This window comes from Acuticoccus sp. MNP-M23 (genome assembly GCF_031195445.1).
Lineage (GTDB): Bacteria > Pseudomonadota > Alphaproteobacteria > Rhizobiales > Amorphaceae > Acuticoccus.
Genome location: NZ_CP133480.1, coordinates 2,088,769 through 2,107,696, shown reverse-complemented (window position 1 = coordinate 2,107,696; position 18,928 = coordinate 2,088,769). Strand labels below are relative to the sequence as shown.

Annotated in this window: 14 protein-coding genes; 10 read left to right on the top strand and 4 right to left on the bottom strand. The window is 66.9% G+C overall.

What is annotated here, in order from left to right:
• The first annotated feature begins 56 nt into the window (after positions 1-56).
• The 9 genes from RDV64_RS09870 (at position 57) to RDV64_RS09830 (ending at position 8,420) form a co-directional block, all read left to right on the top strand.
• Positions 57-1,091 (top strand): phytanoyl-CoA dioxygenase family protein, encoded by a 1,035-nt coding sequence (locus RDV64_RS09870; RefSeq protein ID WP_309199085.1) that lies wholly within the window; start codon positions 57-59, stop codon positions 1,089-1,091.
• On the top strand, positions 1,088-1,924 hold the full coding sequence (locus tag RDV64_RS09865; RefSeq protein WP_309199084.1) for a class I SAM-dependent methyltransferase: 837 nt from the start codon (positions 1,088-1,090) through the stop codon (positions 1,922-1,924). Before RDV64_RS09870 ends, RDV64_RS09865 begins: the two co-directional genes overlap by 4 nt.
• 104 nt (positions 1,925-2,028) lie before the next feature.
• Complete coding sequence (locus RDV64_RS09860) at positions 2,029-2,916, top strand: methyltransferase domain-containing protein (RefSeq protein WP_309199083.1); 888 nt, start codon at positions 2,029-2,031, stop codon at positions 2,914-2,916.
• A 248-nt stretch (positions 2,917-3,164) separates the two neighbouring features.
• Positions 3,165-3,983 (top strand): SDR family oxidoreductase, encoded by an 819-nt coding sequence (locus RDV64_RS09855; protein ID WP_309199082.1) that lies wholly within the window; start codon positions 3,165-3,167, stop codon positions 3,981-3,983.
• Positions 3,977-4,720 carry an FCD domain-containing protein gene (locus RDV64_RS09850; RefSeq protein ID WP_309199081.1) on the top strand — a complete coding sequence of 248 codons (744 nt, stop codon included), beginning with the start codon at positions 3,977-3,979 and terminating at the stop codon, positions 4,718-4,720. The genes RDV64_RS09855 and RDV64_RS09850 overlap by 7 nt, the downstream gene beginning before the upstream one ends.
• Positions 4,717-5,358 (top strand): hypothetical protein, encoded by a 642-nt coding sequence (locus RDV64_RS09845; RefSeq protein WP_309199080.1) that lies wholly within the window; start codon positions 4,717-4,719, stop codon positions 5,356-5,358. Before RDV64_RS09850 ends, RDV64_RS09845 begins: the two co-directional genes overlap by 4 nt.
• A gap of 56 nt (positions 5,359-5,414) precedes the next feature.
• Positions 5,415-6,380, top strand: a complete 966-nt coding sequence (locus RDV64_RS09840; protein WP_309199079.1) for a tripartite tricarboxylate transporter substrate binding protein — start codon at positions 5,415-5,417, stop codon at positions 6,378-6,380.
• Positions 6,381-6,382: 2 nt separating this feature from the next.
• On the top strand, positions 6,383-6,847 hold the full coding sequence (locus tag RDV64_RS09835; protein ID WP_309199078.1) for a tripartite tricarboxylate transporter TctB family protein: 465 nt from the start codon (positions 6,383-6,385) through the stop codon (positions 6,845-6,847).
• A gap of 73 nt (positions 6,848-6,920) precedes the next feature.
• The gene (locus RDV64_RS09830) at positions 6,921-8,420 is read left to right on the top strand and encodes a tripartite tricarboxylate transporter permease (protein ID WP_309199077.1); all 1,500 of its coding nucleotides are present in this window, start codon (positions 6,921-6,923) and stop codon (positions 8,418-8,420) included.
• A gap of 52 nt (positions 8,421-8,472) precedes the next feature.
• Here RDV64_RS09830 and RDV64_RS09825 read toward each other — a convergent pair whose 3' ends face one another.
• Positions 8,473-9,384: a dihydrodipicolinate synthase family protein gene (locus RDV64_RS09825; protein ID WP_309199076.1), complete on the bottom strand. Its 912-nt coding sequence runs from the start codon at positions 9,382-9,384 to the stop codon at positions 8,473-8,475.
• A 229-nt stretch (positions 9,385-9,613) separates the two neighbouring features.
• Between RDV64_RS09825 and RDV64_RS09820 the strand changes: the two genes are divergently transcribed.
• Positions 9,614-10,399 (top strand): IclR family transcriptional regulator, encoded by a 786-nt coding sequence (locus RDV64_RS09820; RefSeq protein ID WP_309199075.1) that lies wholly within the window; start codon positions 9,614-9,616, stop codon positions 10,397-10,399.
• Here the strand turns inward: RDV64_RS09820 and RDV64_RS09815 are convergent.
• The 3 genes from RDV64_RS09815 to RDV64_RS09805 all read right to left on the bottom strand — a co-directional run bounded on the left by RDV64_RS09815 (position 10,396) and on the right by RDV64_RS09805 (position 18,925).
• Positions 10,396-11,196: a DUF3883 domain-containing protein gene (locus RDV64_RS09815; protein WP_309199074.1), complete on the bottom strand. Its 801-nt coding sequence runs from the start codon at positions 11,194-11,196 to the stop codon at positions 10,396-10,398. The genes RDV64_RS09820 and RDV64_RS09815 overlap by 4 nt on opposite strands.
• Positions 11,197-11,411: 215 nt before the next feature.
• Positions 11,412-11,906: a hypothetical protein gene (locus RDV64_RS09810; protein WP_309199073.1), complete on the bottom strand. Its 495-nt coding sequence runs from the start codon at positions 11,904-11,906 to the stop codon at positions 11,412-11,414.
• 176 nt (positions 11,907-12,082) lie between these two features.
• A complete protein-coding gene (locus RDV64_RS09805; RefSeq protein WP_309199072.1) occupies positions 12,083-18,925 on the bottom strand; it encodes an autotransporter outer membrane beta-barrel domain-containing protein in 6,843 nt (2,280 codons plus the stop codon).
• Between the last annotated feature and the right edge of the window lie 3 nt (positions 18,926-18,928).

Here is an 18,928-nt window from a genome sequence, read left to right as displayed (position 1 = left end):
GTGCTGCGGTTCGCTAGCCTTGTGCCATGCAGAACCAACGATCCGAGCCAAGACCGATGAGCATCGACGGCCAGACTGAACAGCACGGCAGCGCCACAGCGCCCGGCACCCCATCGGCATCGCCCTCCGCGGATACCGACATCAGCGGCGCGTGGCAGGACGACAATCAGGCCTGGTGGGACTGGTACGTGTCACTGGCAAACAATGACGACTCGCCGCTCACCGCGCTTCAGGATGCGCCGCCGCTGCCGTCCATGGACCTGCCGAGCGACGAAGACGTCGCCGCCGAACTCGCGACGCCCTATGCGCTGGATGACGCCGAAGTCGCCTTTTTTCAGGAGAACGGCTTCATCAAGCTGAAGGGCGTTCTTTCGCCAGGTGCCGTGATGAAGCTGCGCCACGAGCTTTTGCGCCTCCTGACAGAGACGTTTGGCGAAGGCCTCGATGGCGGTGTGCAGAACCGGTTCCTGAGCATGGAGATGATCTGGCTCGACAATCCGCTGATCCGCCAGTACGTGCTCAGCCCGCGGATTGCGGAGATCTGCGCCAGCCTCCTCGCCGTCCCCGGCGTGCGGCTCTACCACGACAATGTGCTGTCCAAGGAGCCGGGCTGCGGGCGCACCCCCTGGCATTATGACGACCACCATTTCCCCCTCGCCACCAACGATGTGGTGACAGCGTGGATCCCGGCGCAGCCCATCCCGCTCGCCATGGGGCCGCTGGCCTTCGCCATGCCCGTGTCTGCCTACAAGCTTGTGGAGCGCCTGACGTTCAACAAGACCGACACCAGCTACGACCGGCAGGTGGCCGAGCTTTTCCGCGCCAACGGCATTGCCGTTGACGAGACGCCGTTTGACATGGGCGAGGTCAGCTTCCACCACAATCTGAGCTTCCACACAGCCGCGCGAAATCGCACCAACAGGAGCCGCCTCGTTCTGGCCAATACATATTATGTCGACGGTGCGCGGGTGATCGACAGCCCCACCATGGTGTCGGGCGACTGGCAGAAATTCATGCCCGGCGTCGGCCCCGGCGAGGTCGCCAGCACCGACCGCAACCCCCTTTGCTGGCCGGCCGGAGACGGCGCATGAGCGACACCTCAACGCGCAGCCTCGAACACTGGAGCGAGGACAAGCGGCGCGAGATGGAGGATTTCTACGTCCTCGCGACGGGCGACTACCGGCATCTGGCCGAAGCGTTCGACTGGAAGGCACTGCTTGAAGGTTGGCAGCAAAATGCCGGGGACCGCCCCTTGCGCCTCCTCGATGTGGCGTGCGGTTCCGGCAAGTTTCCAGGCGCGCTCCTGGCCCACGCCGACGTCGGCAACGCTGCGATCCAGCCCATCGACTATGCGTTGCTGGACCCCTCGCAATTTTCCATCGACGAGACCCGGCGCGTTCTCCAGCCGCCATTCGTTGCGGGCGCGGAGCATTCCGTGCCATTGCAGGACCTTGATGCGAACGCCGGTCCGTTCGACATCGTGTGGGCTACCCACGCCCTTTACGCCATTCCTGCCGCCGAGCTTCCGCTGGCGCTGTCGCGCTTTGTGGCAGTCACAGGCGGCACCGGCTTCATCGCCCATGCCACCTCGGACGCCCATTATCTCAAATTCTACGACATGTTCCTCAACGACTTTCGCGGCGGTGAAGGCGAGCCCTATGCCGCCGCCGAAGCGATTGTCGCCGAACTTGGCAAAGGCGGCGCCCCGCTGCGCACCAGGACCATCCACTACGAAAGCACGGCACCGGCCACCGCCACCGCACAGGTGGAAGGGTTCCTGCAACGCTGCGTTTTCGACGACACCGTAACCCTTGAAGCGCTGATGGACGGGCCGACCACCGGCCCGTACCTGCGCCGCTGCGCCCAGCCGGACGCGTGGCGCTTCGAGCAGCACGTGGAACTCATCTTCATCGGGCAAGACTAGGCGGTGCCGCTGCGGCGCCGCCTGTGCAAGCCCTCTCACTGCGGCGACGGATGCCGACGCGCCGCCCCTCTTCTGGGGCGGCCACGCAACAGGCAGACCTCCCAATGAACAAGATCCTCTCCCAGACAGCATGGGCGAGCACCGTGCGCCGCGGCGAAAAGCCAACGCAAAGCGACCTGCGCGATCACCTCCTGGCCGTGCACAGCCTCAATGCCGGCTTCACCGAATCCTGTGCCATGCGCTGCCGCAACAATGACGGCCGCAACACCTATGAGTGGCTGGCCGACGTGATCGACCCCGCCGCGCACCGTTCGCTGATGGATCTGGCCTGCGGCAGCGGCCCGCTGATTGCCCTTTGCCACCAGCGCCATGGCAGCGCGCTCGACCTTGCCGGCGTGGACATGAGCGCCGATGAACTCCAGCTTCTGCGAGACCGCCTGCCGGACGGCGCGGCAACCCTCCACCACGGCATGGCGCAGGATCTCGGCGCCTTCCCGCCCGGCAGCGTCGACGTGGTCCTGTGCCACTGGGCCCTCACCCTCATGGACCCGGTGGAGCCCGTCCTCACCGAGGTGAACCGCATTCTGGCCCGCGGCGGCGTTTTCGCCGCTGTGGTGGACGGCGACATGAACGCCGACGATCTCTACCGCGCGGTCCACGACATCATTCACACATGGGTCACGCGCGAGTTTCCGCACTATGACGAGTTCGGCATCGGCGACGTGCGGATCCGCCAGCGTTCGATGCTGGCGCCAATGGTCCAGAGCGCGTTCGCAGACGCCGAGGTGAGCGTGGATCAGGATGTGTTCGAGCTTCAGGCTGGGAACGATGTTCTGGCGCGGGAGGCGGCGGGCTTCTTCTACTCGTCATTCGTCCTGTCGGCGCCCGCGCATGCTGGAATGCTCGCCGAGCTGGAGGCGATGTTCGCGGCGCGAGGCGCCTCCCGCTTCTCCATGCCGGTCAACCGGCTCGTGGTGCGCAACCGCCCCTGACCTTGCCGCCGCGCGCCCTGACCACCTGACCAACCGGCCTCAGCCTGCGCCGGTCGGAATCCCCGATTGCGTGCGGGTGAGAACCCGCACGACACGCCCGGCGAACCGCCCCTAAATCCATCCCCACCAATCTCGCGCCTGTTTTGGGCGGGTGCGTTCGTGCGTCATGCATTGGCGGTTTTGTTTTTGACATATGACATGTGTCATGTCAGCATCCGCTCGAAACTTGATGGCGGACTGGGGTGGCAATGAAGAATCTCTTCGACGTGAAGGACCGGGTGTGCGTGGTAACCGGGGGTCTCGGCCAGCTGGGCAGTGCCTTCACCAACCATCTCGTCAGTCAGGGCGCCAGGGTTGCCGTCTACTCGCGCCGCCCGGTGGATGCCGCCAAGATCGAAGAGCTGTTTCCGGGTGCTGCGGACCGTGTCCGCGTGCTCGTCGCCAGCGTCACCGACAAGGCGGCGCTCGAGGCCGCAACCGACGAGATCACGGCGGACTGGGGCGTCCCGCACGTCCTCATCAACAATGCCGGCATCGATTCCAAACCGTCCGGCCCGCCAGAGCAGAACGGCCCGTTCGAGACCTACCCGCAGGAATTCTGGGACGAGGTGATCGACGTCAACCTCACCGGTGTGATGCTCACCACCCAGGTGGTCGGCTCGAAAATGGCGGACGAAGAGCGCGGCTCGATCATCAATGTCGGCTCCATGTACGGGATGGTCTCGCCCAACCAGGCGCTCTACGCCTACCGCGAGGCGAAGGACGGCAAGCCGTTCTTCAAGGCCGTCGCCTACGCGGCGTCCAAGTCGGGCCTCGTCAACCTCACCCGCTACGTGGCGACCTACTGGGCGCCCAAGAACGTGCGCTGCAACCTCATCACCTTCGGCGGCGTGAAAACGGCAAGCTTCGACAAGGAATTCATCGACGCCTTTCTCCAGCGCGTGCCGCTCGGCCGGCAGGCGGAGATCGACGAGTTCATGGGCATTGTCCAGTTCCTGGCATCCGACGCCTCCACCTACATGACGGGCGCCAACAACGTGATCGACGGCGGGTTCACCGCGTGGTGACCGACGAGGAGGCTCCCACCCGCGACAAGCTCCACGCCGCGGTTGTGACCTCGTTCGAAACCCGCATCCTGTGCGGCGAACTCGAGGTGGGCGAGAAGATGCCCGCCGAAGCCGAAATCGCGAAGACCTTCGGCATTTCCACCCGCTCCGTGCGCGACGCGCTCCAGATCCTGGAGACCAAGGGCCTCGTCAAGCGCCGACATGGCGGCCGCGCCGAGGTGGTGCGGGACGATATCGGCCAGTATCTCGCCTCGCTGGGTGTCACCGTGCGCTCGCTGTTTCACCGCGATCCGTCACAGCTTGTGGAAGTGATGAAGGTGCGGCGGATGTTCGAGGTGGACGCTGCCCGGCAGCTTGCCGAGAACAGGCGCGATCTTGCCGGCGTCGCCGATGCGCTCCGGCGCATGGAGGCCAGCGTGGTCGCGCGGGACTTTGCCGCCTACGCCGGCGCCGATGCCGCGTTCCACCGCGCCGTCGTCCACGCGCTGGACAACGAGGTGATGTCCACGCTGTACGACGCAATCTACCAGCTGGTGACGGACGTGATCCGCCTCTCGGTCCGCGTCCCGTCCAAGCCCATGGAAAACGGCCTCGTCGAGCACACCGAGATCTACGCCGCGCTCCAGACGGGCGACCCGGACAAGGCCGCCGCCGCCCTTGGCGACCACATCGACAACTCCACCCGCTACCTCATGCTTGCGCTGTCGCGCCGCGAAAAACGAACGGAACGAACGTGAACGACATTGCCAACGCCATCAGCCGTCTGTCCCGCTGGTACACCGGCGACGTGCATGACGTGATGGATCACCACGGCGTCTACGGCTACCTTGAGGGCATCTCGCTGTTCGGCGTGCTCAAGCCCGGCGAAATCATCTGCGGCGAAGCCACCACCGTCCGCTACGCGCCCTCAAACCGCCACGTGCCGCAGGATGCCTACCACGGCGCCATCGACACCATCGCCAAAGGCAACATCCTTGTGGTGGACTCCTCGTGCGCCGAAGGCTCAGGCACCGGCGAGCTGATGTCCACCGGTGCGAAGACTGCGGGTGCTGCCGCCACCATCGTCAACGGCACCGTTCGCGATCTCCACGAGGTCGGCAAGCTCGGCTATCCGCTGTTCGCACGCGGCGCATCGCCGGTCGGCGTCGGCGGGCGGATGGAGCCCAGGGAAGCCGGCATCCCCATCACCATCGGCAAGGTGGTCATCCACCCCGGCGACATCGTTCTGGCCGACATCAACGGCGTGGTGGTGATCCCTCGCGCGCTGGCGAGCACCATCGCGGACGACGCCGACAAGAACGGCGAAGGCGAACAGCGCGCCCGCGACCGCATCCTCGCCGGCGAAAAGCTCCAGTCCATCTGGCCGATGGACTGACCCCGAAAGCCCGAAAAACCAACAACACGGGCCCGCACTCCAACGGAGGAACACCCATGAACTTCAAGATTGCCACAGCAGGCGCACTGGTCGCCCTGGCGCTCGGCACGGGCGCTGCCTTTGCCGAATATCCCGACCGGCCGATCACGCTGATCGTGCCGTGGTCCGCCGGCGGCGGCACCGATGCCACCGGCCGGATCATCGCCGCGATGCTGGAAGAAAAGCTCGGCGAGCCGGTCAATGTCGTCAACCGCACCGGCGGCGGCGGCATTGTCGGCCACACCGCCATCAAGGACGGCGATTCGGACGGCTATACGCTCGGCATCATCACCACCGAAGTGTCGATGTACGAGCCCGTCGGCAGCGCAGACATCGCCTATGACGACTATACGCTGATCGGCCTTTACAACGCCGACCCGTCCGCCGTGTTCGTGCGCGAGGATTCCCCTCACAAGACCATCGACGACCTTGCCGCCGCGGTGAAGGCGGACCCGTCCGCCGTGCAGGCGTCCGGCGCCAACTTCGGCGGCCTCAACCATCTGTCGTGGGTCAGCCTCGTCGACGGTGTGGGCGCCGATGCCGGTGAGACCGCATGGATCCCCACCGACGGCGCGGCCCCCTCGCTTCAGCTTCTGGCGTCGGGTGCCATCGACGTTGTGGTGTCCCAGTTCCCCGAAGCGAAGGCGCTGATCGAGGCTGGCGAAATCCGCCCCCTCGCCTATCTCGGCCCGGAGCGCAGCGAGGCCTACCCTGACGTTCCGACAGCCAACGAATCCCTCGGCATCGACTTTGCCATCGGCGGCTGGCGCGGCCTCGGTGCCCCCAAGGGCATCCCGGACGAGGCGACCGAAAAGCTCCTCGCCGCCATGAACGACATTGTCGCCAGCGATGCGTTTCATGACCAGATGGGCAAGCTGAACTACGGCGTGGTGTGGGAAGGCGGGCCTGATTTCGAGGCGTATCTTTCGCAGCGCGGCGACGCGTTCGGCAAAGCAATTGGCGCCGCCAAGATCGGCCAGTAGCCTTGCGCGCCCCCGTCAAACGCGGCGACCTTGTTCTGGGCCTCGTGTTTGCGGGGCTTGGCGGGGCCATCGTGATGGAAGCCGCCGGCTTGCCCAAGATGGGCAATGTCGGGGTGGGGTCGGGCCTGTTCCCGACCATCACCGGCGCCGGGATGGTGGTGTTCGGCCTCGTCCTTGCCATCGGCGCGGTGTTTGCCGTGCCGATGCCCGGCAAGGCGATCCCGCGGCCGAAGATGCTGCGGTGGGACGTTGTGGCGGTGCTGGTGCTGCTGGCCGCCATGGTGCTGCTGCTCCCGGTTGCGGGCTTTCTGGTTGCCGGTGCGGTGTTCGCAACGGGCGTTGCCAGGCTCGGCGGGGCGCCGTGGATCGGCGCGCTGCTGTTCGGCGTGATCGCGACGCTGCTTCTTTACACGGTGTTCGTCCACGCCCTCGGCGTGCCGCTGCCGCGCGGCCTTCTCGCTTTCTAGGCCGCCGCCCTTCTCCCTGTTGTTCGCAAGCTGCGGTGCCTTCCCGCAACTTGCCCTCCCGTGAGGTTCCAAGATGGACGCGTTCCTCCAAGCCGTTGGCCTGGTGGCAAACGGGCAGACGCTGGCGGTAATTGTCCTCGCCTCGCTGTTCGGCCTGTTCGTCGGTGCGATGCCCGGCCTGACGGCCACCATGGCAGCGGCGCTCCTGGTCCCCATCACCTTCTACATGGACCCGGTGCCAGCCATTGCGGCAATCATCTCGTGCACCGCCATGGCAATCACCGCCGGCGACATTCCGGGCGCGCTCCTGCGCATTCCGGGCACCCCCGCCTCCGCCGCCTACGTCGAAGACGCCTACGGCCTCACCAGAAAGGGGAAGGCGGGGCTTGCCATCGGCATCTCCATCACCTCGGCCTGCATCGGCGGCCTCATCGGCTTCTGCGTCCTCATGGTCGCGGCACCGGCGCTCGCCAAATTCGCGCTCAACTTCTCTTCGTTCGAATATTTCTGGCTGGCCGTGCTGGGGCTTTCGTGCGCGGCGCTGGTCTCCACCGGCGGCATTGCCAAGGGCGTGCTCTCGCTGCTCCTCGGCCTCTTCATTGCGCAGGTGGGTCTCGACCCGTTGATGGGCACACCGCGCTTCACCTTCGGCTCCAGCGAAATGGCGGGCGGCATCTCGTTCATCCCGGCGATGATCGGGATGTTTGCGCTCGCCGAAATCCTCCGCTCGGGCCGCGACGGACCCGAACTCACCGCGCAGGCCGAGGTGCGCAACCCGTTCGCCGGCGTCTGGACCGAGCTGAAGCGCTGGCGGGTCAACCTCTTCCGCGGCGCTGCCATCGGCTCGGTGGTCGGCGCGCTGCCGGGTGTGGGCGGTGACCTGGCCGCCTGGGTCACCTACGCCATCGCCAAGAAGACCTCGAAAACGCCGGAAAAGTTCGGCACCGGGCACCCCGAGGGCCTTGTGGAGGCGGGTGCAACCAACAACGCCGCGCTGTCCTCAGCGTGGATCCCGGCCATGGTGTTCGGCATTCCCGGTGATGCGGTGACGGCCATTGCCGTCGGCGTCCTCTACATGAAGGGGATGGAGCCCGGCCCCTCGCTTCTCACCGTCAACCCGCAGAATTTCTATGCGGTGATGATCGTCTTCGTTCTCGCCAACCTCCTGCTGCTGCCGTTCGGCTACATGGCGGCGCGGTCGGCCCGGTACATCTTCAAGGTGCCGCGCAGCTACCTCAACGCGGCGGTGCTGCTGTTCTGCATCGTCGGGTCGTACGCCATCAACAACTCCATGTTCGGGGTCATCGTGATGGTGGTGCTCGGGGTGGTCGCCTGGGTGCTGGAAGCGCACCGGTTCGCCATCGCGCCGATCATCCTCGGCATCGTGCTCGGCCCGCTGGTGGAGCAGAACTTCACCACCTCGATGATGATTGCGCGCGGCGACCCACTCGCCTTCTTCGAGCGACCCATCGCTGCGGTGCTGGGCATCGTCACCCTGTCCATCTGGGGCCTGGTGATTGCCGGTGCCGTTCTGGCGCGCGGGCGGCGGCGCAAGGCCCTCGCCGCCAGCTGAGGCGCCGGGCGGTCGAGCACTCCTGCCGCCACGCCGCGCGCTTCAATGCGTGTCAGGCCGCCTTGGCGTGGGCGACTGCGCCCTCGAACCGGAGCAGCTGTTCGAGCGCCGCTTCGATGCGCGCGGCGCGTTCCGGCGAGGTCGCGGGCATCGGTGCACGCGGCAGGCCAGCGTCGCACCCCTGAAGGGACAGGGCGGTCTTCACGTTGGCAGGGAGGTTGTCGGCGAAGATCGTGTTCCAGAACCTGAGCAGGGATTCGTGGATCTGGCGCCCGAGCGCATGGTCGCCCGCCTGCACCGCATTCCAAAGCGCGACGCAAGGGCCCGGGACGGCGGCGGGGTTGGCGGCGATGGTGCCGTGGGACCCCATGGCGAACGCAGGGTAGAGCAGCGCATCGATCGCCGAGTAGATCCGCTTGCCCTCCGGCGCACTCACCATCAGGTCGGCGAACAATTTGAGGTCGCCCGCGCTCTGCTTGACGCCGAGAATGCCCGGAAGCCCTTCCATCAACCGCACCAGAAGCGCCGGCGAGAGGTAATTCCAGGGGATCACGTTGTAGATGAGCACCGGCTTTTCGGTCTCGGCGGTGATGGTCTCGAAGTGGCGGTAGGTGGCGTCATCGTCCGGCTTGAAGAGGTAATGGACCGGCGTGATCTGGAAAGCGTCGACCAGCCCCTCCATGCGCCTTGCCTTCTGCACGGCATCACGGGTGGAGTTGACGATGATGCCGGCGATCAGCGGCACGGCGCCGTTCACCTCGGCGGCGCACTCCTCTGCGATGGTGACAAGCTCATCCCCGGTCAGGGTGTGGCCTTCGCCGGTGGACCCGCCGAAGCAGATGCCGTGGACCCCCTTGTCCAACAGGAAGCGCACGTTGGCGCGAATTGCCGCCGTCTTGATGTCGCCGTTCCCGTCGAACGGGGTGACCACCGGCGGAATGATGCCCATGAAGTCGAATGCCATGCTTCTCTCCCGTATTATGGGATAAGCTCATCATGCCCACTGGTCGCATGTCAATAAGTCATGACATGAGTTCGGCTGTGATGATCACAAACCGCTCATGCCCCCGGCTGTTTTTGAACCTTTGCGCGGCACGAAGCAGGCTATTTTCGCAAATGTTGCATGAGATGTGAAAACCGCATTGTGGGAACAAATCCATTGCGGTAGGTGCGTCTGGACACGGAGCGCCCTCTTGGAGACCGGAACCAACAAGTCGACTGCCAAGCTGATGCGCGTGCTTGAATGCTTCTCCACGCGCGACCGGCTGTTGACGGTCACCGAAATTGCTGCACGCACCCAGCTGCCGCGGTCCACCGCGCACCGTGCGATCCTCTCGCTGAAAGCGATCGGCCTTCTGGATCAGGATGCTTCGCGCGAGGCGTACCGGCTTGGGCTGAAGCTCCTGCAGCTGGGCGTGACGGTGCTGCACAACATGGATCTTCAGACCGAAGCGCGCCCGCTGGTGGAGGCCCTCGGGACGCTGACCGGCGAAACGGTCCACCTTTGCGTGTTCGACGGGGAGCGCATGGTCTTTGTGGAGCGGGCAGCGGGCGGCCGCACCGGCGCCACCAACGCCACCATCACCATGGAGCTTTCGCCTTGCCATTGCACGGGCGTCGGCAAGGCAGCGCTGGCGTTTCAGGATGAAGCCGCCATCCGCCGCGTCATAGCCGCCGGCCTCACCGGGTTTACCGATAGCACGCTGACGGAACCAGCCGCTCTACTGGCGGCCCTCGCCGGGATCCGCACTTCGTCCTATGCGCTGGACATGAGCGAGCATCGGCAGGGCGTTCACTGCGTGGCAGCCCCCATTCGCGCCGCCAACGGCCGGGTGATTGCGGCAATCTCCGTCTCCGGCGAGGCGGCCCGCCTGCCCGCCGAACGCCTCCACCGCCTGGCGCCATACGTGATCAGCCACGCCGCCGCAATCTCCCGCCGCCTCGGCTTTGCCGGCGACGAAACCACCCCGCGCCCCTAGCCCTCAGCCCGCTCGACCCTGTCGCTGAAACTCGCCAGAAAGGACGTTGCCGTGAGCGAGACGTGCGCCTCCAGCGGCGGATAAAGCTCAAACGCCTGCGGCTCCCGAGCAAAGTTCCACAATCTGAAAAGGCACCATTCGGACCGCTGCTCCCGCGATATGGCCACTTCGTTCCGGCTGATATGAAAGGGTGTGCGCGCCCAACCATTGGTCGTCTTCACCTCCACAAGCCGCGGAGTGCCGCCCGGCGTGAAGCTTGCGATATCGTAGCCAAGGCCATCGCCATCTTCGTCGGAGACCCAGCGCACCTTTTGGGCTAGATCCGTCCGGCCCTCGCGGCGCAGATTCGCCCGCTCAAACTCAAGCACGCACGCCTCACCAGCGCGGCCCAATGCCCGGTTGCGCTCGTCCCGCCCCGCAACGTCGAACTTGCGAGCGATGCGTTGCATCTGCTCCAGCTCCTGCGGTGGAGGTTCGTTCGACAAAGTAGGCGCCGTCCCGACAAATGCGAGAGCCTGCTCATCGAACCCGGACGCCGATGGATTGGCTGTCGACCTTGCCAGCCAATCGTGGTTGCGCGCCAGCCAACGCGCGACCGCCTCTACCAGCGACATCTGGAAATTGAAGGCAGGCTTGTAGCCGCGGATCCAGTCTTCTCCGAGCCCCTTGAGGACCGCACTGATATTCTGGTGCTTGAATTCGACCGAACCTTCCGAGCGGGACAGCAGATGCGGAAGCAGCGCTCGTCGATGCGCGGCCTTGTTGTAGCTTTGGCCTGCTACGTCGTCGGCCAGCATTGCGAAATAATCCGCAACAATCTGGTCATTCTCGCTATCAGTCCACGGCGCACTCGACATCGGATGAGACTAGGTACGAAACCATCAAGTGTCATCAGCGATGTCAGATTGCGCAATATACCGCGCGTCGATCTTCGGCTTATCTCTTCACCCGCGCATTCGATCCGGTGCGGCCGGGGCCCGTCACGCGGCGCCGCGCAAAGCGACGGGCGCAGTCAGTGCTTGGTGGCAAACTCCTGCTCGATGCTGGCGATGGCAAAGTCCATGGCCAGCAGGAAGGACTGGCACGGCACGTCGATCGCGGTCTTGGTGGTCATCTTGAAGTCCGAAACCTCGCGGCAGAAACTGCCGAGTTTCAGGGGGTTCACGGAATAGCCCGGCAGGTCGCAGTAGCCGTAGGAGATGAAGAAGACCGAATCGCGACGGATCAACTGGATGCAGCCCACATGCTTGTCGCTGAAATCGAACGGGAGGTGCACGGTCTCGCCGCAGATGCAGGCTTTTGATGCCTCGGACCAGCGTCTGAGAAGCGAGGCGACGCCCTTCTTCACATCGCTCTGGTCGAACTCCGACCCGGCATCTTCCAGCGCAATGGCAAAATAGTACGTGTCAGCGCAGATCTCCAACCCCAGGAGAGGGATCGTCATGATCAGATCGTCATGCCCGCCGGAACCCGGATCGATGGCAACAGTCAGGTCCATTGTGTCCAACAGTGTGTTCTTTGTTCAAGTGGCCGGGTTCGCCCCCGGCATGAGCGGCCGCGACGCCGGCAATACGGATCCGGTCGCGGCCCGTGTGTGCCGCGCTCGGGCATTTAGGGTCAACAGGCAAGGCTGCAAGAATGTTTCGGCTCGCGGCAGGCCCGCCCGGCGTCGGGGTGCCGCCGTCAGAACCGCTTGACCAGGCGCAACGTGCCGGAATGGCTCGAAAAATCGTTGCCGAAGGCGCCCTCGTAATCGGCCCGCACGTCAAAGCCTGACGTGTTCGATATCTGCATGCCTGCCCCGACACGGGCGAACACGTCCGCCACCGGCAGCGTGGTTTGGAACGTCCCCGCATTGAGCGGGGCCGAAACGAGCCGGGCGTCGGTCTTCCAGTCGTCCTCGGTGGAGAGGCTGATTCCGGCGGTTGCGTAGAGCCGCGCGTCCCATTCGCCGAACGCTTTCAGCCGCGCGCCGATTTCCACCGCCGGGGTGGCGACGAATGCCGTCTGCTCCTGGCCCGAAACGCTGAGGTTGAAGAGTCCCGCGCCACGCTCGGTGTAGGCGCTGGAGTTTGCATAAACCGCATCGAGATCGAGGAAGGGACGGACGTAGGCGACCTCGCTTGCGGCCGTGTAGGACACCCTGGCGCGCGCCCCGAGCGTATAGATGTCGCTGTCTGCGGTTGCCTTTGCCGAAAAGCCGGGGCCGGCGACGGTGCGGTCGACATCGTACCACCCGTAGCTGCCGGATATCGCGCCGGATAGAAGAAACCCGCCCAGCTGACGCTTCAGCGCGAGCGATGCGAACACCGTGTCGCCATCGGCCGAAGACAAGCCGTCGGCGCTGCCGAAGTCGCTGCTTTCGTAGCCGCCGGCAAAGCCGAGATACCAGTTTGGCTGCACCTCCACCTGCGCACCGGCGGCAAAGCCCCACAAGGTGCCGTCATAGCCGCCCTGCCCGCCCTGATCGATCGACGAGGCCGCAAGCCCGCCCCATGTGCAGGTGCCTTCGGAGACCAGTGCGTTGTCGCCCTGGAAATGGGGACAGCTCAGCGCCTTGTTGAGCCGGCTTTGGGTGAGGACCGCCTGCGCGGCGGCAGCCGCCTGGGAGCCGCCCGGCGACAGCGCATTGACCGCCGCGGCATAGGCCGCCCCGTCGTCGCCCAGTTGCGAAAGCCGGTTGTACTCCGCCAGCACCGCAGCGTAGCGCCCGGCCCTGGCCGCGAACAACGCATCGAGGTGGCCGCCTGCGGTGCTCTGGTTCGGCGTGAGCTGGTCGAACGCACTGCCGAAGCGGGTGCCCGCGACGCCGATGCGCACCGTCCCGCCGCGGGTGGTCGTCTCATAATCTACCGCAGGAGTATCCATGGCCTCGATGGTGCCGGTGATGGCACCGCTCACGGTCATCAGCGTGGCGGTGCGGCCCCGGTAGATGGTGCTGGCGTCCACCTTCAGCGTACCGGCGAGGTCCGCATTGCCCTTCACATTGATGGCGCTGGCGCGCCCGCCCTGGAAGTCTGCCACCGTTTCGGTGGTGCCGGCGCCGGTCTGGCTGAAATTGCCCCGAATGGTGAGCTGCCGGGTCTCGTCCGTGCCATCGCCGATGACGAGGCGGCCGCGATTGTTGACGTTGGCGGCGTAGCGCCCGGCATCGACCAGCAGGCCGCGCCGCAGGTTCCGGACCGTGACCGTTTCCGCGCCATCGACCCGCTGCCCGCGGACGCTGCCGCGCAATGTGCCGGCGTTGCGAATGATCAGGCCGGGCGCCGTGGCAAGGCTGGCCGCATTGGCCGCCGGAGCGGTGGACTGCGCAAGGTTCGACGAATAGCCCACCGCATAGCCGCCGGAACCGGGGGTGATGCTGACCCCGCTTTGCACGAGGAGCTGGTTGACGCTGCCGCCCGCTGCGTACACCGCATAGCCGTCGCTGCCGCTGCCGCCGGTGATGTCGGCATTGACGGCGATGGTGATGTCGCCGGCACCGCTCGGCGCATCGCTCTGCGCCAGAATGCCGATGGCACCTGCGCCGGTTGCGCTGACTGTGCTGTTGGTGGTGACGGTCACCGTGCCCGCCGTGCCGGAACCGCCGGAATTGGCCCCGGCGAAGGTCCCGTCGGCATCGCCGCCAAAGCCGCCGCCGCCCCCGATGGACTGCGCCAGAATGCCGTAGGCGTAGTTGCCCGATGTCGTGATCGCCGCATCGGAGACCACCGTGACGGCCCCGCCATTGCCGGAAGCGCCGCCCGCGCGCGAGATGAGACTGAGCGGCCCGCTGCCCGCCGCGCCGGCAAGGCCTCCACCACCGCCGATGGACTGCGCGATGACCGCGTGAGCGCCGGTGCCGCGCGTGGACACACTCCCGGAGGTGAGCGTGACGGACACCGCGCCGCCGTCACCGCCACCCCCGCCCGAGCCGCCGAGGTTGACGCTTGCAAGATTGTCCGCGTTGCCAGCGCCGCCGATCCCGCCGCCACCCCCGATGGACTGGGCGACAATGCCGAACGCCCGCTCGCCATATGTGTTCATGTCGGTTCCGACCGAGATGGTGACCATGCCGCCCGCACCGCCGCTGCCGCCCGAACCACCGACCGAAAGGTCGATCGAATAGCTGTCATCGCCACCGTCCGCCGTATCCGACGTTCCGCTTCCCGCAATCCCCCCGCCGCCACCGATGGACTGCGCAACGACCGCGTGGGCGTCGTCGCCCTGCGTAGACGTGTTGATGTAGCCGGACAGGCTGACGCTGCCGCCATTGCCCGACGCACCGCCGGAGCCGCCATCGCTGCCGCCGACGCTGAGGGTGCCGCTGGCGGAGTCCGACCCGTCTCCGCCCTGGCCGCCGCCCCCGCCGATGGACTGGGCAAGCGTGCCGTGGGCCATATAACCCGCGGTGTCGATGAACGCGCCTGGGGCATTGTCGTTGTAGGTCACCGAAACGGCGCCCGCGTTGCCGCCCGACCCGCCCGAGCCGCCGACGCTGATGTCCACCTGCCCGGTTTCGCCCGTGGACGACGAGAGCGCTGTGCCCCCCGTCCCGCCGCCGCCGCCGATGGACTGCGCCACCACGCCGTCGGCCCAGCTGCCGCTGGTGGCGGTGCTGCCGCGATAGTTGACCGCAACCGCGCCGCCGGTCCCGCCCGTGCCGCCACTGCCACCGACGGAGGTGGTCAGCGTGACGTCGATATCGTCGTCGTCATCGTCCGAAATTCCGCTGCTGTCGTCGTCCGCCGTGTTGCTGGAGGACCCCACCGAGCCGGCAAGGCCACCACCCCCGCCGATGGACTGGGCCAGCACACCGTCGGCATCGAGTCCGGCGGTGACAATGGACGCGCCGTTCATGTCGACGGTGACCGCACCGCCTGCGCCGCCCTGGCCGCCGGTACCGCCGAGGCCGACCGTGACCGCGCCGGTGTAGCTGCCCTTTTCTTCGTCAGCATCGGTGTTGACCGTACCGCCGAGAGACAGTTCGCCGCCCTGAAGGGTGCCGCCACCACCGCCGATGGACTGGGCAACCACCGCGCGGGATCCGTCGCCGGTGGTGGTCAGCACCGCGTCTTCATACAGCGTCACGCTGGCCGCACCGCCATCTGCCCCCAGCTCGCTGGACAGGATGTTGGCCGCACCCACATCCATCGTCACGTTGAATTTGCCGGCCCCGCGCAGCTGGTTCGTCACGCTCGTCGGCGTCCCGCTGTTGCCGCCGCCACCACCGATGGACTGCACCACCACCGCGTTGGCGTAGGCCCCCTTTGTGGCAATGGTCGTGGGGCTTGCCGCCGTTCCGCTGCTGGACCCCACAGTGGCTGACGCCGCGCCACCCGCGCCGCCATCACCGCCCGAGCCGCCCATCGCCGCATTGATGGTGAGCGTGTAGGTGTCGGTGGAATCGGGAAAGGTGGTGGTGGCCGTGGACGCATCGCCGCCAGACCCGCCGCCCCCGCCGATGGACTGCACCAGAACGCCGTGCGAGCCCGCGCCATTGGTGGTGACGGTGGAGCCGTCCGCCACCGTTGCGGATGCCGCCGCGCCGTTGCCGCCGTCGCCGCCCGCGCCGCCCAGCGCGAACTGGGCGTTGAGCGACAGCGTGACGTCGGGGTCTTCGGGGTCCACCGGCACGCCGGTGGTGATGGCGGACGCGGTGGCCGCACCGCCTGTGCCGCCGCCGCCGCCGATGGACTGGATGAGCACGCCGATGGCGTCGTTGGTGCCCGCCGCGCTGGTTGCGGTGCTGATTGTCGCGTCGGTGAGGGCTGCCGATGCCGTTCCGCCGTTGCCGCCGCCGTCGGCAAAGCCGCCGACCGCAAACCCGAGCGAAACCACGCCCGCCGATGAAGACGACGCGTTGCCGCCCGAACCGCCGCCGCCCCCCACCGACTGGACCTTGACGCCGCCCGCCTGCGTCCCTGCCGTCGTGATGGAGCCGCCGTCCAGCGCGACCGCCACATTCCCGCCGTTGCCGGCATCGCCGCCATCACCGCCGATCCCGATCTGAACCAGCGTGACGAGCGCCTTGGTGGACGCATCCCCGCCCGTACCGCCGCCCCCGCCGACCGACTGCGCGTAGATCCCCGTCGCCGCCTGCCCTGCCGTGCTGACGGCGAACGGCACGGTGTTTTTCACCGTCACCGCCCCGCCATTGCCGCCCCCGCCGGCCTGGCCGCCCACCGCTGCGGTGACCGTGCCGAGAATGCTCGCCGAAAACGCATCGCCGCCATTGCCGCCGCCGCCACCGATGGAATGGGCCAGCACCCCGTAGCCGTAGTTGCCAGCCGTGGTGATTGTGCCCACGTCCGCGATGGTGACGGCGCCGCCAGCGCCGCCGCCGCCGCCCTTGGTGCCCAGGGTGTAGATGCCCGAGGACTGGTCCGAACCGTCGCCGCCGGAGGCACTGCCGCCGCCCCCGCCGATGGACTGGGCGTGGAGGCCGATGGCCGCGTTGCCTGCCGTGACGATCGACCCGGTGTTGGTGGCCGTCAGCGTGCCCGGCGCCTGGGTGGAAGCCGAACCGCCGGTGCCGCCGATGCTGACTGCGCCGCTGGAAACCCCTGCCGCCCCGCCAGCGCCCACAATGGACTGTGCCAGAATGCCGGACGCGCCATAGCCAAGCGTGCTGATCGCCCCGCTGTTGGTGACCGAGACCGTGCCGCTGGTGCCGCTCGACCCGCCATTGCCGCCAAGCGCCACGAGCGCCGCCGACGAAACGCCGCCGCTGCCGCCCCCGCCACCGATGGACTGGGCGAGGATCCCGTTGGCCTGAGTGCCTTTGGTGGCAATGGGCGCGGCGTTGACGACGGTCACGTCGGCGCCATTGCCGCCCTTGCCGCCGGCACCGCCCTCGCCGCCGAAAAGCCCCTGAAAGTCGCCGCCGTCCCCGCCGCCGCCACCGATGGACTGCGCCAGAATGCCGTGCGCGAAATTGAGGCCCGAACCGGCATCGTTGGTGCCGTCGGTGCTGATGTTGCCGCTGTTCATGCGGACGGTGACCGCGCCGCCGTTGCCGCCGCCCCCGGCCGAACCGGGGCTGCCGAACACCGCGTTGCCGTCCGACCCTTCGCCACCGAAATAACCGATCGACTGGGCGGCAATCCCGCGCCCCGAATCGCTGCCCGCCGAAGAGGCTTCCGCCACGATCGACTGGTCGGACTGAAGATCCACGGTGACGGCGACGGTGCCGCCATTGCCGCCCACGCCGCCGGTAGAGCTGTTGGCATTGTCGAGACCGTCGCCGCCGGTGCCCCCGCGGGTGTAGGCCCAGATCCCGTCGACGCCGGTACCGCTGCCGAGAATCGCCTCGCCGCCGATCCCCAGCGGTTCGGATGTCACCGTCACGGTGGCTGCACCGCCCGCACCGCCGCTGCCGCCCGTGGTGCCGGACTGGCCGACCCCGCCTTCGCCGCCGATGGACATCGCGACCACGGCAGCGCTCTGATTGTCGGAGACGGCCGTGCCGGACTGGACCACCGCCGCCGACGCATTCAGCGTGACTGATGCCGCACCGCCTGCGCCGCCGTTGCCGCCGTCGGTGAAATCCTTGTCGACGCCCACATTATAGGACCAGCCGCCATTGCCGCCCTGGCTCCTGGCGTAGACGCCGCGCATTTCACCAGCGGTGCTCTGGCCGTAGACGAAGACGTTGTCGTTCTCTTCCATGGTGACGGCCACGGTGCCGCCCTGCCCGCCGGTGCTGGCACCGCCCCCGCCCTGGGTTTCATTCGCAGCGCTGTTGAAATCGTCCGGACCGCTGCCGCCGAAGGAGAACGCTGCCAGACCGAACACGGAACCGGCAACAACCGGGTAGTCTGACGAGCCGACGTATTGCGGGCCCGCGCCGTTGACGGTGACATTGCCGCCAGCACCGCCCGCGCCGCCGTAGGGCGTGAAGGTCGCGCCTTCGTTGCCGCGGCCGCCCTGGCCGCCGCTGCTTTGCAGGAAGGTGGCGGAGATGACGCCTGGACCGGACGTGCCGGTCAAGCTCGTGCTGACCGAACTTCCCTGCGAATTGCCGGTGTAGGTGATATCGCCGCCAGCGCCTCCGGCGCCACCGTTGCTTTTGTCGTTGGTGTTGTTATCGTTGCCGTTTCCGCCGGTGGACGTGACAAGCCGGGCCTGAATGTTACCGATGGTCGAGAAATATTCGGTGATGTCCAGGATCGCGCTGTTGGCACCGGCATTGATGTTGAGGTTGCCACCAGCACCGCCGGCAGACGGACCGCCGGTGGACCCGGCCCCGCCGGCCGACTCGATGGCCGTGGCATAGGGATAGGCGGCACCGCTGGACAATGGCAGTTGGACCACAACGGGAGAATCGTAAACGAAGCTGCCGCCCCCGCCAGTCCCCCCGTCGGTGCTGCCCGAACCGGCCGAGCCGGTGCTGGAATAAACGAACGGGACGGCAGAATAAGAACCCTGTTCCGACGAACCGTCCGAGAATGTGCAGGTGCCATTAACGCTTGTGCATCCGGCCGTCTGGGCCACTACCGGGCTTGCCAGCAACAGCCCGCCCGAGGTGAGCGCGGTCGTGAGCATCAG